This is a genomic window from Dinoroseobacter sp. S375 (assembly GCF_049800775.1).
Lineage (GTDB): Bacteria > Pseudomonadota > Alphaproteobacteria > Rhodobacterales > Rhodobacteraceae > Dinoroseobacter.
In genome coordinates this window covers 24,913-38,775 of the sequence record NZ_JBNAFR010000014.1, presented here as the reverse complement: position 1 = coordinate 38,775, position 13,863 = coordinate 24,913, and the positions used below count along the sequence as shown (strand labels likewise).

Annotated in this window: 10 protein-coding genes; 8 read left to right on the top strand and 2 right to left on the bottom strand. The window is 65.6% G+C overall.

Annotated elements, in window-relative coordinates:
- Window positions 1-15 precede the first annotated feature (15 nt).
- The 5 genes from rfbA to ACP150_RS20540 all read left to right on the top strand — a co-directional run bounded on the left by rfbA (window position 16) and on the right by ACP150_RS20540 (window position 6,103).
- Window positions 16-882 (top strand): glucose-1-phosphate thymidylyltransferase RfbA, encoded by an 867-nt coding sequence (gene rfbA / locus ACP150_RS20560; protein ID WP_424968584.1) that lies wholly within the window; start codon window positions 16-18, stop codon window positions 880-882.
- 142 nt (window positions 883-1,024) lie between these two features.
- On the top strand, window positions 1,025-1,888 hold the full coding sequence (locus tag ACP150_RS20555) for an NAD-dependent epimerase/dehydratase family protein (protein WP_424968583.1): 864 nt from the start codon (window positions 1,025-1,027) through the stop codon (window positions 1,886-1,888).
- The gene (locus tag ACP150_RS20550) at window positions 1,885-2,496 is read left to right on the top strand and encodes a sugar transferase (RefSeq protein ID WP_424968582.1); all 612 of its coding nucleotides are present in this window, start codon (window positions 1,885-1,887) and stop codon (window positions 2,494-2,496) included. The genes ACP150_RS20555 and ACP150_RS20550 overlap by 4 nt, the downstream gene beginning before the upstream one ends.
- Window positions 2,497-2,702: 206 nt before the next feature.
- A complete protein-coding gene (locus ACP150_RS20545; RefSeq protein ID WP_424968580.1) occupies window positions 2,703-5,330 on the top strand; it encodes a glycosyltransferase in 2,628 nt (875 codons plus the stop codon).
- On the top strand, window positions 5,327-6,103 hold the full coding sequence (locus tag ACP150_RS20540) for a sulfotransferase family 2 domain-containing protein (protein ID WP_424968579.1): 777 nt from the start codon (window positions 5,327-5,329) through the stop codon (window positions 6,101-6,103). The genes ACP150_RS20545 and ACP150_RS20540 overlap by 4 nt, the downstream gene beginning before the upstream one ends.
- A gap of 13 nt (window positions 6,104-6,116) precedes the next feature.
- On the opposite strand, the gene ACP150_RS20535 is transcribed toward ACP150_RS20540, so the two are convergent.
- On the bottom strand, window positions 6,117-6,605 hold the full coding sequence (locus ACP150_RS20535) for a glycosyltransferase (protein WP_424968578.1): 489 nt from the start codon (window positions 6,603-6,605) through the stop codon (window positions 6,117-6,119).
- Window positions 6,602-7,051: a UDP-N-acetylglucosamine--LPS N-acetylglucosamine transferase gene (locus ACP150_RS20530; RefSeq protein ID WP_424968577.1), complete on the bottom strand. Its 450-nt coding sequence runs from the start codon at window positions 7,049-7,051 to the stop codon at window positions 6,602-6,604. The genes ACP150_RS20535 and ACP150_RS20530 overlap by 4 nt, the downstream gene beginning before the upstream one ends.
- Window positions 7,052-7,951: 900 nt before the next feature.
- On the opposite strand from ACP150_RS20530, the gene ACP150_RS20525 reads away from it, so the two are divergent.
- The 3 genes from ACP150_RS20525 (at window position 7,952) to ACP150_RS20515 (ending at window position 13,841) form a co-directional block, all read left to right on the top strand.
- Window positions 7,952-10,945 carry a LamG-like jellyroll fold domain-containing protein gene (locus ACP150_RS20525; protein WP_424968576.1) on the top strand — a complete coding sequence of 998 codons (2,994 nt, stop codon included), beginning with the start codon at window positions 7,952-7,954 and terminating at the stop codon, window positions 10,943-10,945.
- A 183-nt stretch (window positions 10,946-11,128) separates the two neighbouring features.
- Entirely contained in the window at window positions 11,129-12,886 is a 1,758-nt protein-coding gene (locus ACP150_RS20520) for a GMC oxidoreductase (protein ID WP_424968575.1), read from the top strand.
- On the top strand, window positions 12,879-13,841 hold the full coding sequence (locus ACP150_RS20515) for an aldo/keto reductase (protein WP_424968574.1): 963 nt from the start codon (window positions 12,879-12,881) through the stop codon (window positions 13,839-13,841). The genes ACP150_RS20520 and ACP150_RS20515 overlap by 8 nt, the downstream gene beginning before the upstream one ends.
- The last annotated feature ends 22 nt before the right edge of the window (window positions 13,842-13,863 follow it).

Below are 13,863 nucleotides of genomic sequence, written 5' to 3'. Positions count from 1 at the left end.
GAGGCTGTTTTTTCCATGACACAACGCAAAGGCATCATTCTGGCCGGGGGCTCTGGGACGCGGCTCTACCCGATCACGATCGGGGTGTCGAAGCAGCTTCTGCCGATCTATGACAAGCCGATGATCTATTACCCGATCAGCGTGCTGATGCTGGCCGGGATCCGCGAGATCGCGATCATCACCACCCCGCAGGATCAGGAGCAGTTCCAGCGCACCTTGGGCGATGGCAGCCAATGGGGCGTGAGCTTCACCTATATCGTGCAGCCTTCGCCCGATGGGCTGGCCCAGGCGTACATTCTGGCCGAGGAGTTCCTCGCCGGGGCGCCCTCGGCCATGGTGCTGGGGGACAATATCTTCTTCGGGCATGGGTTGCCGGACCTGATGGCCAGCGCGTCCGATGAGGGTGGGACCGTCTTCGGCTATCACGTGGCCGATCCGGAACGCTACGGGGTTGTGGCCTTTGACGCGGCCGGATCCGTGAAAGAGATCATCGAGAAACCCGAGGTGCCGCCCTCGAATTACGCGGTGACGGGGCTCTACTTCCTCGATGGCTCCGCGCCGGAGCGCGCCCGGGCCGTCACGCCCAGCGACCGGGGCGAGCTGGAGATCACGACCTTGTTGGAGATGTATCTCGGCGAGGGGCTGTTGAACGTCAAACGCATGGGGCGGGGCTATGCCTGGCTCGATACCGGGACCCATGGCAGCCTTCTCGATGCCGGGAATTTCGTGCGCACCCTGGAACGGCGGCAAGGGCTGCAGACCGGCAGCCCCGATGAGATCGCCTATGATCAGGGCTGGATCACGGCGGCCGAGCTGCAGGCAAGGGCCGACAAGTTCCGCAAGAACAATTACGGGGAATACCTCGCTGATCTGTTGAAATAGGCAGGCCTGTGGTGTGCGCCGGGCGGGGGTCCGGCCGCGCGCCGGTGGTGGGGGCGGGAGCCTCCGGCGGGGATATTTACAGACTTAAGTTTGGCCCGGGGGCGTCAGCACCGCCGGGCAAAGCTGCGGGGGAGGGCGGATCATGGTGCGGGTGCTGGTTCTGGGCGCGACCGGGCGGCTGGGCGGGATGCTGCGCCGGTACTGGGTATCGCCTGAGATAGAGCCGCTTTGGCAGGCCCGACAGGGGCATGATCCGGGCGCGGGCGACTGGGTTGTGTTTGATCCGCGCACGGATCCTCTGGCCCTGGCCGAGGCCTGCGCGGCGGTGGATGTGGTGCTGGATCTCGCCGGTCCGGTGCCGGGACCCGGGCGCGCGGTCAGCAGCTTTGCGGCGATCCCCCCCCTAGCACGGGCGGTGGCCCATGGGGTGCGGGCGGCCGGTGGACGGTCGCTCCTCTGGGCCTCGTCGGCGGCTGTTTACGGGGCGCGGGCGCGATGTGGTGAGGATGATCCCCTGGCGCCCTTGAGCGATTATGGCCGGGCCAAGCAGGCAGGCGAGGCGGCCTTGGCCGGGGTGCCCGGAGCCTGTGCGTTGCGGATTGGCAATGTGGCCGGCGCCGATGCGCTCTTGTCCGGGGCCCATCCCGGGGTGGCGGTGACGCTGGACCGGTTTGCCGATGGCACGACGCCGCTGCGCAGTTATCTCGGGCCGAAAACCCTTGCAGAGACCCTGTTTCAGTTGGTGATCCGGGCGGCGGAGGCCCCCTTGCCACCGGTTTTGAACCTGAGCGGACCGGGGCCCGGCGTGGCCATGGGGGATCTGCTTGAGGCGGCGGGGATCCGGTGGCAGCCGCGCCCGGCGCCCGAGGCAGCCTTGCCGGAGGTGGTGCTGGACACCGCGCGCCTGACCGCGCTGGTGCCCCTGTCGCCCGAGGCCGGGACCGCGCGGCGGATCGTGGCGGAATGGCGGGCGGATCAGGCCGCCCTGGGGGAGGGCCGGCCATGACCCCGGGCAAGCGGATCCTTGATATCGGACTGGCGCTGATCCTCGTGCTGGTGCTGGGCCCGGTGATTGCGGGGCTGGCGCTCTGGCTGCGCCTCAGCCAAGGCGCGCCGGTCTTCTATGCCTCCGAACGGATGACCACGCCGGAGCGGGGGTTCACCCTGTGGAAGTTCCGCACCATGACCGTGGCGGCGCGCGACAGTGGGGTGTCCGGCGGGGACAAGGCCGCGCGGATCACCCCCGCCGGGCGCTGGTTGCGGCGCAGCCGGCTCGACGAGCTGCCCCAGCTCTGGAACATCCTGCGCGGGGATCTGAGCTTTGTCGGCCCGCGCCCGCCCCTGCGCGAATATGTTGAGCGGTTTCCCGAGACCTATGCCCGGGTCCTGCAAAGCCGCCCCGGGGTCACAGGGCTGGCGACGCTGGTCTACCACACCCATGAAGAGCGGCTGCTGGCGCGCTGTGCCGATGCGGCCGAGACCGATGCGGTCTATGCCCGGGCCTGCGTGCCGCGCAAGGCGCGCCTCGATCTGATCTATGCGGCCCATCGTTCGGTCTGTTTTGATCTGGGGCTGATCGGGCGTACGGCGGCGCGGGTACTGCGCCGGGGCTAGGGGGCTGCGCATCACGGGGGGGCAGAACGAAGCGGGTCGAAAACAGGACACAGGCCAAAAAATGCCGCGTTGCGGCAGGCTCGCTCATGGACAGCTTGGACCCTGCCGGGTACACCGCATGGTGCGAGAGGGCCAGATCAGGACGCGGCGCTTTTTTCGATCACGAACAAGACGGGATTTTACCTGTGCTCAAGCGCCTCCAAGGCTTGTTTCATCGTTATGCTGACCGGCATCTGACCCTGGACTGTCCCGGCTTCGCGCTGGAGCCTGCCGGGGGTGAGATCCCGCTCGGACATGTGGACCGGGTCGAGGTCCGGGGCAATCGTGTGCATGTCCTGGGCTGGAGCACCGCGGACCGGGTCACCCTGTCCTGGGAAGGCGGGCAGGACAGCCGTCAGCCCCATATCCCGCGCGAAGATGTGGCCAATGCCCTGGGGCTGAACCGCTATACGGGCTTTGTGCTCGAGGCGCCGCTCCATGCCTTTCCCTTCACCCTGCAGCTCCATGCCCATGGCGCGGCCCAGACACCGCAGCCCGTGGCGACCCTGACCCTTGCGGCGCTGCGCGGGGCCCGGGCACGTCTGCGGCGGCAGTTCGTGTCGGTTCTGGCGCGGCTCAGCCCGACCATTCTGGGCTATGCCCTGCACCGGGATCCCGGACGGCGGGACCAGATCAAGCGCGGGCTCGGGCTTGAGGCCGTGCCCCAGGCCGGACCCATGGAAACCGCGCTCTTCACCTTTGTCGAGGGTGACACGGTCAGCTATCCGACCGATGTCCCGATCACCGTCATCATGCCGGTCTATAACGCGTTCGAGCTGACCCAGGCGGCGCTGGAGCGGGTGGCGACCCATACGGATCTGCCCTGGCATGCGGTGGTGATCGAGGATTGCTCCACCGATCCGGCGGTCCGGCCCTGGCTGCGGGACTGGGCGGCCGCCCAGAACGCTGCCCATCCCGGGCGGGTCACCTTGCTCGAGAACGAGACCAATCGCGGTTTTATCGGCAGCGTGAACCGGGGCTTTGCCGCCGCCCTCGAGCGCGGGGATCATGTGGTCCTGCTCAATTCCGACGCGCTGGTGCCCGCGGGCTGGGCCAGTCGCCTGATCCGTCCCATGATCGTCCATGAGAACGTGGCCACGGTCACCCCCATGTCCAATGATGCCGAGATTTTCTCGGCGCCGGTGATGTGCGTGCGCAGTGTGCTCGCCCCGGGCGAGGCCGATGCGGTGGACCGCGTCGCCCAGAGTTTCCACCCGGAGGCGACCCTTTCGGTGGCGCCCACGGGGGTCGGGTTCTGCATGGCCATGCATATCGACTGGTTGCGCAAGGTGCCCACGCTCGATCCAATCTTTGGCCGTGGATATGGCGAAGAGGTCGACTGGTGCCAGAAGGTGCGCGCGCTGGGGGCGCGTCATCTGGGGCTGCCGGGGCTCTATGTGGAGCATCGCGGCGGCGAGAGCTTTGGCTCGGCCGAGAAGATCAAGCTGGTGCTGAACAACAACCAGATCGTCTCCCATCGCTATCCGACCTATGACCGCGAGGTGCAGAGCTTCATCGCGGCCGATCCGCTGATCACCCCGCGGGTGGCGCTGGCGGCGGCCCTTCTGGCGGAGCGGGCCCGGGAGGCCGGGGTCGCGGTGCCGATCTATCTCGCCCATTCCCTTGGCGGCGGGGCGGATGACTATCTCGAGATCCGGATCAAGGCCGCGCTGCCCGAGACCCGGGGCGCGGTGATCCTGCGCGTGGGCGGGCCGCAGCGCTGGCAGGTCGAGGTGATCACCGAAACCGGGCGGGTGTCCGGCGGCACCGATGACTTCGACTTCGTCAAGACCCTGCTGGCCCCGATCGGCGCGCGGCGGATCGTCTATTCCTGCGGGGTCGGGGACCCGGATCCGGCGGATCTGCCCGATTGCCTGCTGGCGCTGCGTCGCGACGCGCCCGGGGCGGACGGGCCCGCCGATGAGGTCGAGGTCCTGTTCCACGATTTCTTTGCGCTCAGCCCTTCCTATTGCCTGCTCGACACGGATGGGGCCTATCGCGGTCTGCCCGATGGCGAGACCGAGGATGAGGCCCATCAGTTCATCCGCCCCGATGGCAGCCGGATCCAGCTCTCGGGCTGGCGCGCGGCCTGGGGACTGCTGCTGGAGGCGGCGGACCAGGTGACGGTCTTCTCCGAGGACAGCCGGGATCATGTGCTGCAGGTCTATCCTTCCGTGGCCGAAAATCTGCGGATCCGGCCCCATGACCTGCTGACCGAGATGCCGGTGCTGCCACAGCCCGCCCCGGATGCCCGTCAGGTGATCGGGGTGCTGGGCAATATCGGTTTCCAGAAGGGCGCCCAGGTGGTGCAGGATCTCGCCCGGCATCTGGAGCGTGGTGGCGCGCATCCGGCGGGCAATGGCGCGGACAGTGCCGATCCCGCCCGGATCGGTCTGGTTCTGATCGGCAATATCGACCCGGCTTACGGCCTGCCCGCCTCGGCCCCGGTCCATGGCACCTACCGCATCGCCGAGCTCGACCAGCTGGCGGCGAAATACGGGATCACCTGCTGGCTGATCCCCTCGATCTGGCCCGAGACGTTTTCCTACACGACCCATGAGGCGCTCGCGACCGGCCTGCCGGTCTTTGCCTTCCATCTGGGGGCCCAGGGCACGGCGGTGGCCCGGGCCGAGAATGGCCATCTGATCCATTTCGACCCCGATGCCCCCCTGGCGGAGATCGTCCTCGACACGGTGCAGAGCGTGCTGATCCCGGGCGCCGATCCGGCAGAGACCGACGCGCCCGCACCCGCCGCGGAGGACGCGGCAGAAGATGGTGTCGCGATCTCCAGATGACGCTCAGCCCGGAACGTCCCCTGGTCTTTCTGCATATTCCCAAAACCGCGGGACAGACCATCCACGAGGCGCTGGCCTGTCTCCTGCCCCCCGAGGCGATCTCGCCCGTACGTCTGCACAGCCAGGTGGCCCCGGGCGCGGCACAGATGCCGCCGGGCTACAGTCTCTATTCCGGGCATCTGGACTGGACGGGGCTCGAGACCCTGCCAGAGGGCCGCTTTGCCTTCACGGTGCTGCGCGATCCGTTCGAACGGCTGGCCTCCTACTACCTCTATGTGCTCAAGCGCGCCCAGGCCCGGGCCGACGAGGTGCTCGAACAGCCCAGCCCGCCCCATCTGCGCGGGTTGCGGCGGATCCTGACCGTCTCGGCGGAAGAGTATTTCTTTGGCGGGGATGCAGAATGGCAGGCCTTCATCCGGGCCCATTACGACAATTTCTACACCAGCTATTTCGCCACGCGCCGGATGCTTGGCTGGGATGCGGTGCAGGCGATGGATGAAGACAGCGCCGTCGATGCGGCCCTGGCCAATGTGCCCCGGCTGAGCCGGATCTACTCGATCCGCGATCTCGGCGCGCTGGAGACGGATCTGGCGGAGCGCGGCCTGACGGTCTCGGTCACGGACAAGTTCCGCCGGGTCTCCGAAGGTGCGTTGGAGGATCGCCGCTGGCCGATCCTGACCGACCGTTTCGACAGCGATGCGGGGATCCGGCGGCTGGAAACCTTTGCCCTGCGCGACGAGCTCTTCCTGTCGGAACTGGGCCTGCGGGTCTGACCGGGCAGGGGGGCTAGCTGCCTTCGGTGATGAAGCGGCGCAACCGGCCCACGAGGGCGACCTTTTCGGGGCTGTCCTGTGCGGCCTCGGGGGCCGGCAGGTCTCGGGCCAGAAGGGGCGCGATTTCCTCGGCGGTCCAGGCGATATGCACCCCGGAAAGACGCGCGACCTCCCGGGCGGTGGCCATCTGGTGGTCGTTGCGATGCTCGCCCAGCTCATGGCGCCGGGGCAGCAGGATCACTGGCTTGCCATGGCGGCGCGCCGAGAGAACCGTGCCCATCCCCGCATGGCCCACCACCACCCGCGCCTCGGCAAAGCAGCGGTCGAACTCGGCCGGGGCCAGATGGGTGCGGATGTCGAGACTGCCCCAATTGGCGGCCTCTTCGGGGGAATGGGGGCCGGCCTGGGCGATCACCGGCTCGGAGAGATCACCGGCCAGGGCGGCCATGGCATCGATGAGGCGCAGAAAGGGCAGCTGGGTCCCGACGGTCACAAAAATCACAGGATTGACCCCGCGTGCTCGGCCCCGGCGGCCTCGGCCACATGGGGCCATTGGCTGAGCCAGAGATCGGCAAAGCGCCGGGCGACCTTGCCGGACATGGACATCTCTTCGGCATTGGCCACGCTGTCGAGCCAGATGGTGCGCGCGCCCACCAGCTTGCCGAGCGCCAGGGCGATCACCCCGGGCAGGGCTCCGGTGGACAGCACCACCTTGGGCCGAAAGCGCAGCAGAAGTCGCAGCAGCGCCCAGGAACAGGCCAGGATCGCCCGCTTGTCATCGCGGTTGCAGTCCGGGACGATCTCGAACGGGGTCGCGTCGAACCGCTGGGGCAGGTCGTCCATGGTGGTCACATGGAGCACGTCCTGATCGGCCCAGGCCGCGCGCACCTCCATCAATTGCTGCCAATGCCCCCCACCGGAGGCGATCACCAGAATACGGGATGTCATGGAATGGCTCTCTTTCCGGGCAAAACGAGGCGGAGACAAGGTGGTTCTATCGGGGCTGGCGGACAGGCAGGGCGCGCCTCGGCCGGAGCCGGGAGTGTGCGCGGAAACCCGCTCGGATCCCTCAGGCGGGTTTGTTAAAGGAAGTTCCCTGTGTCAGGTCAAGCCCTATCGGCGGGTTTCGGCCCCGCCTATCGCCTTTGCTGGCAAGGACATGCGCGAACGTGACCCTGCCTAAATTGGTGAATTGTGCGTTGCCTTGCGGACGGCGTACTGAGGAACGGACACGGCTTCGTCGCCCGAGGTGCAGGCGCGAAGATCGTGAAGTGAAAGGACACACGTGCACGATCCCCGACCCGGCCTCCTGCCGCAATTCAGACACATTATCGCTTCGCTCTGTACCGGACTGCCGCAAAGCTCCGATTGGATTTGTGTCGCAACTTGGCAGAAATCGGGCCGGGACAGTCATTTTGTCACACGGGTGCCCCCCCAGAAATTTGTTTCATATGCTGCAACTGCAGCACATGATGCTGCATGTGCAATACCGGCTTGGAACACCGCGTGCGCACCTGCTTTGTCCTTGAGAAGAAAGGAAGGATTTCCGATCTTCCCTGAAACTCTCGAACCCTGCCTGCCTACCTGCGAACCCTGAAAATCCCCCCCAAAAAAAGAAATGCGCATATACTATCAATTTACTTGAGAAGTACGAGTGTAATTGAGTGATAGGTCTTGATCGGACCGCTTTTCTGCCAAGAATGTGATACGATTAAAACCGAAAATGACTCCAGGAATTGATACATCATAAAGGGTGCTTCGTGCGCTCTGATGTTCCCATGCGCAATGGAGCCAAAAATGCCCACCTCAGTAATAACAGTAACAAACTCACAAGAATTGGCTGTTGCGATGAGCACCTTGGCCAAGGAAGGTGGCGGCATCATCCAAGTCGAAGCTTCGGACGATCCATATGCCATCAGTCGCTATAAAGGGGGCACGCCGGACGGCGAAATTGTCATCACAGCCGCGGACCCCGACAATCCCCCGGTTTTTGAGCAAGTCAAGCTCATCCAATCCCAGAACCTTACCTTTTCGGGACTGACTTTCAACAGTGTTGAGTCTGATCTGTCAGGCAAGGATCTGGAGATCCTGGACAGCTCGAACATCACTTTCGAGAACAACGTCTTCGTCAATTCCGCCAATGGCTATTACGACGGTTCAGACCCCAGCATCTCGCAGGGGGAATCCTTTGCCCTAGTGCGGGACAGTGACGACTTTACCTTTGTTGGGAACCAAGTTTCCAACTACTATCAAGGCCTTGCCATCATCGACAGTGTGGGATCCGAGATCATCGGAAACACCTTCTCGGAACTCTCCGGGGACGGGGTGCGCCTGTCCGGCGTGCAGGATACCCTGATCGAGGGCAACACGTTCAACGCCTTTTACGGCACCAGCCAGGACATCAACCATTCGGACATGATTCAGGTCTGGTCCGCCGGTTATAACACCCTCAATACCGAAGATCTTGTCATTCGTGGCAATTTCCTCAATAGCGCTGGTGGCGCCGCAACCCAATCCATCCTCATCCTTAATGAGACCTTTCCAGATTCGGGCGTGAAATACAAGAACATTACTGTCGAAGACAATGTTATTTACAATGGCCATATCCATGGTGTGACCATTGAATATGCAGATGGCGTGAATATAAGCAATAACACCCTCCTGTGGAATGCCGGGGCGGCCATGCTTTCCACGCCGACCGCAGAACCGGAATCAAATCCGCCGCAAATTCGGCTTTCCGGAGTTGAGAACGGCATTGTCAGCGAGAATATCACCCATGGGATCGTAAGTGGAAACAATGTCGACTCTCGCAATGTGATTGTTGATTTTGAAAACCCGGCATTGGATAACTATGTCGGCCAGAACTTCGTAAACGCATTTGACGGCGGCGATGTCGATTTGCGTGATTTGGCCCTGCGCCCGACCAGCGAGTGGGCCGGGGAATACGGCGCTGCGGCAACGCAGCCAAATGTGCAGACCGGGCCGGTCACCGCGGTGATCTCGCAGGAGCATGCCACGGGGAATTTCGGCACCGTTCTCTACAGTGCCGCATTCTCCTTCGGGCCCGAGGGGCTGCTGCCCGAGGATGACACGGCCTATGTCTGGACCTTCTCGGACGGCACGATCCTGCAGGGTTTGGAAGTTGTTCACAGTTTTGACGATCCCGGGGTGCAGGAGGTCACATTGACCGTCTCCACGCCCTCCGGCTCCAACAGTGTGACACGCAGCACATTGGTCGAGGCGGACACACTGGTCTCTCTCGATTTCGATGGGGCGATCGCGGATTCCAGCACCTATGGCACGACGATCACCGAGATCGGAGACACGGCCTCCGTGGCCGGGGTCGACGGGAATGGCTACCAGCTGACCGGGACCAACAAGCTGCAGCTCGACCGGGAGAACGAGCACCTGCACAGCATGGCGACCTTCACCATCGGGATCTCGCTGAAGCGCGATCCGGGTGGGGATGCCGGGACGTTCCTGCACATGCACAACACGTTGAATGCCAGCATCACCGACAAGGGGGCTGTCGCGCTGACCCTGCGCACATCGGACGGCTCCTTCACGCTCGAGACCATTCCGGGCCTCGTGGAGCAGGGCACCTGGCATGACATCGTCTTCACCTTCGGCGAGAAGGATGGCGGTCTGCGGATCTATGTGGATGGCACGCTGGCCGCGCAGACCGATGCCACCGGGATCATCGCGCCGACCGGGACGTTGCATGACCTGGTGATCGGCAATTCCTGGAATGACAGTCTTCAGGGGACGGTGGACAATTTCAGCCTGACCAAGTCTGTCCGGACCGATTTCCCGGTGGTCGATCCCCCCGAAGGCGAAGAGACCGGTGGGGGCGGCAGCGGCAGTGGTAGTGGCGGCGGCGTGGACTGGCCCGAGCCGGACGGCAATACCCTGCTCGAGCTCAGCTTCGAGGACGGGATCATCGACGAGAGCGGCACCGACACGTCGCTGCGCACGGTCTCGAAGACCGGCGAGGTTCTGGTCGACGGGCTGCGCGGCCAGGGTTTCGAACTCGACGGGTCCAACAAGCTGGTCATCAACCGCACGGAGACCCAGTTCCACGATCTCGAGGCCTATTCGATCGCCTTCTCCCTGCAGACCCCCGAGAATGGGGATGATGGTGTGTTCCTGCACATGCATGGCGGTCTCAGCCTGCAGGTGCTCGAGTCCGGCGCTCTGGTGCTCAACATGAATACCACCGATGGCAAATACGCCATCACCACGGAGCCCGGTGTGCTCAATGATATGGACTGGCAGCGCATCGTCATTGTCTATGACGGGACTCCGGGCGGGCAGGGGCTTGAGCTGCATGTGGACGGGTTCCTCGTCGGGCAGGCCAGCGCCACGGGCGCGCTTCTGTCCACGGGCCGCCACAGCCTGCTGTTCGGCAATACCTGGAAAGACAGCGCCGAGGCATTGGTTGACGATATCCTCATCCTGGATGAGGCCATGACCCGGAGCGAAGTCGCGGTGGATTACATCATCATGGCGGAAACCGAGGCGGCAATGCTGGCGGCCGGCGGCGAGGCCGAGGACGCGCAGCCCCTGACCCTCATCTCCGATGATCTGGTGTCCCCGGACGTGAATGTGGATGTGGACATGGAGTCAGATACAGACCTGGCTGTCGATGCCGCCATGAGTGCGCGCATGGTCTCCGAGGAAGAGCCTGCGAATACGGATCTGATGATGGCACTGGCCCTGAAACTCCTGCAGAACCGCCTGTCGGACGCGCAAGAGGATCAGCCGGCCCAGACCGCAGAGCCGGATCCGGCGGACGATCTGTTTTCAACCCTGCCTGTGGATAGCATGATCTTTGATATCTGACGCGGAACATGGACGGCCGGGTGTTTGCGCGACGCCCAGAATTTCAGCTTTGTGCCGGCCCGTACTGTCCCCAGCATTGCCTTGGGGCAGGCGGGCCGGTCCTGCGTCACACTGGAGTGTTGCAGGACCGCAAGGCCATGTCTTAGACCGCAAGCAGACTGCCCGGTCACAGGAGACCGCCTGATGCTGCTCGCCTCCCCCGATCTTGAGACCCTCACCGCGACCGCCTGGGATGTCACGGTGATCGGCGCCGGACCCGTGGGGCTGAACCTGGCCTGCGCGCTGGCGGATAAGGGCCAGCGGGTGCTCGTGCTGGAAAGCGGCGAGAAGGGCCCGACCGACGCGGCGCAGGATCTGGCCGCCGATGCGCTGCATACGCCGGACACCCATTACACCCCCGAGATCACCGTGGCCCGGCGTCTGGGCGGGGCCTCGAACCTCTGGGGGGGGCGCTGCGTGCCCTTTGACGGGATCGATTTCGCGCCGCGCCCCTGGATCGAGGATCTGCCGGACTGGCCTGTCACCGAGACCGATCTGGCCCCCTATCTTGCCCCGGCCTGCGCGGCCCTGGGCGCGGGAGAGGCGGTGTTCCACGATCCGGTGCCGGGTCTGGACGCCAACCCGCCGGGGTTCGAGACCGACCGGCTGGAGCGCTGGACCAATCAGCCCCGGGCCCAGGTCGTGCATCAGGACCGGATCGAGACCGACCCGAAGCTCGTGGTGGCCCTGGGTGTCACCGTGACCGGGATGGATCACGGCGCCGAGGAGGGGGTCACGGCCCTGCATCTGTGGAGCCCGGGCTGGCCTGCCCGGTCCGAGACCCCGACACTGCCCGTGCGCCAGGTGGTGCTGGCGGCGGGGGGCAATGCCTCGACCCGGTTGCTGCTCGCCCTGCAGGCGGAGACCCCGGCGCTCTTTGGCGGCCCCGACGGCCCGCTGGGGCGCTATTACATGGGGCATGTGAACGGTCAGATCGCGGATATCGTCTTCGAGAATGACGCGCTCCATGATGCGATGAATTTCTACGTGGATGCCCATGGCTCCTATGTGCGCCGCCGCATCACCCCCACCGAGGCCACCCAGAAGGACCATGCCCTGGCCAATGTGGCCTTCTGGCCCGTGGTGCCCGAGATTTCCCAGGCAGAGCATCGCTCGGGGCCCTTGTCGGCCGTGTTCCTGGCGCTCAGCCTGCCCGGGCTCGGCTCCCGGCTGATCGCCGAGCCGATCCGGCTCAAGCATATGGGGCCCAAGCCCTGGACGCGCGGACCCCATCTGCGCAATGTGCTGGGCGATCTGCTGCGCACGGCAAGCTTCGTGCCCTGGTTCCTGTGGAACCGCCATGTGGCGCGGCACCGGATCCCCGGGTTCTTTCTGGAGAACCCCGGCAAGCGCTATGGGCTGGAATTCCATTCCGAGCATCTGCCCGGCGCCGAGAGCCGCCTGACCCTGTCGGAGGCCCGGGATGCCAGCGGTCTGCGGCGGCTGGAGATCGATTTCCGCTTCTCCGAGCGGGATGTGGAGACCGTGCTGCGGGCCCATGATGCGCTGGACGCGGCATTGACCGCCTCCGGGCTCGGACGGCTGGTCTATCGCTATGAAGGGGCTGCACGGGCCGAGGGTGTGCTGGTCGAGGCGCGCCATGGCAACCATCAGGTGGGCACGATCCGCATGGGATCGGATCCCCGCCATGCCGTGGTCGATGGCTGGGGCACGAGTTTCGATCTGCCGAACCTGCATGTGGCCTCCACCGCGATCCTGCCGACCTCGTCCCAGGCGAATCCGACCCTTGCGGCCCTGCAGCTGGGCCTGCGCCTGGTGGACAAGCTGACCGAGCAGACCCCGGCAGTGGGGGCCCCGGGGCCGGGAACGGCGCGGGAGGCACGCCCCGAGGCAGCCCCCGAAACGGCACCCGAGGCGGCACCGGAGACATCCCATGCGTGACGTGACCCTGCCCGGGCTGGGGGCATCGACCAGCTGTCTCGGATTTGGCTGTGCCTCGCTCGGCTCCCGGGTCTCGCCTGCCCAGTCGGCCAGGGCTCTGGCCCGCGCCCGCGACGCGGGCATCTGCTGGTTCGATATCGCCCCCGCCTATGGGGCCGGGGAGGCCGAGAGCCTGCTGGGCCGGTTCCTGCGCGAGAGCGGCGGGCGCGAGACGGTTCAGATCTGCACCAAGGTTGGCCTCGTCCCACCGGCCCAGAGCCCGGCCAAGCGGCTGATCCGCAGCGCCCTGCGCCCGGTGGTGGCGGTGGCGCGTCCCTTGCGGGCCGCGATCCGGCGCAGCGGGGCCACCTCGAACAGATCCATCCCCCTGACGCCCGAGCTGCTGCAAAGCTCGCTGGAGCGCAGTCTGACCCGGCTCGGCACGGACCGGGTCGAGGTCTATGCCCTCCATAACGCCGATCCGGCGGATCTGGCCCGGGACGAGATCCTGCGCGCGCTCGAGGATCTGCTGGCCAGCGGCAAGGCCCGCGCCATTGCCGTGGCCGGGCAGGAAGAGGCCGCCCGTGCCGCCCTCGCACAGGGCGCCCCGTTCGGGGTGATCCAGCTCGCTCAACCCCTCGGGGCTGGTGCCGCGGATCTGGCTCGGCAGGCCGCCGATCAGGGTCTGGGCAGCGTGACCCATTCGGTCTTTGGCGTGGCCGGTCAACTGGCGGCCCTGACCGGGCAGCTCAAATCCGACCGAGCCCTGCAAACCCGTCTGGCCGAGGCCGGTTATGACGGCGCGCCCGAGGATGCCGCCTCGGCCCTGTTGATGGCGCGGGCCTTTGCGGCCAATGCCGAGGGCGTTGTGCTGGCTTCCATGGCCTCCGAGCGCAGCCTGAGCCGCAATCTCGCCGCCGCCGCCCGGCCGCTCGATCCCGCAGCTATCGCGCTTTGCGCCGAGATCGGCGTGTGATCTGATGGGACGCGCGCAGCCC

What these genes read in the sequence shown, in the direction of transcription:
- ACP150_RS20540 (WP_424968579.1), top strand. Translation starts at nt 5,327, where the DNA reads ATGACGCTCAGCCCGGAACGTCCCCTGGTCTTTCTGCATATTCCCAAA.
- ACP150_RS20550 (WP_424968582.1), top strand. Translation starts at nt 1,885, where the DNA reads ATGACCCCGGGCAAGCGGATCCTTGATATCGGACTGGCGCTGATCCTC.
- ACP150_RS20530 (WP_424968577.1), bottom strand. Translation starts at nt 7,051, where the DNA reads ATGACATCCCGTATTCTGGTGATCGCCTCCGGTGGGGGGCATTGGCAG.
- ACP150_RS20555 (WP_424968583.1), top strand. Translation starts at nt 1,025, where the DNA reads ATGGTGCGGGTGCTGGTTCTGGGCGCGACCGGGCGGCTGGGCGGGATG.
- ACP150_RS20520 (WP_424968575.1), top strand. Translation starts at nt 11,129, where the DNA reads ATGCTGCTCGCCTCCCCCGATCTTGAGACCCTCACCGCGACCGCCTGG.
- ACP150_RS20525 (WP_424968576.1), top strand. Translation starts at nt 7,952, where the DNA reads ATGAGCACCTTGGCCAAGGAAGGTGGCGGCATCATCCAAGTCGAAGCT.
- ACP150_RS20515 (WP_424968574.1), top strand. Translation starts at nt 12,879, where the DNA reads ATGCGTGACGTGACCCTGCCCGGGCTGGGGGCATCGACCAGCTGTCTC.
- rfbA (WP_424968584.1), top strand. Translation starts at nt 16, where the DNA reads ATGACACAACGCAAAGGCATCATTCTGGCCGGGGGCTCTGGGACGCGG.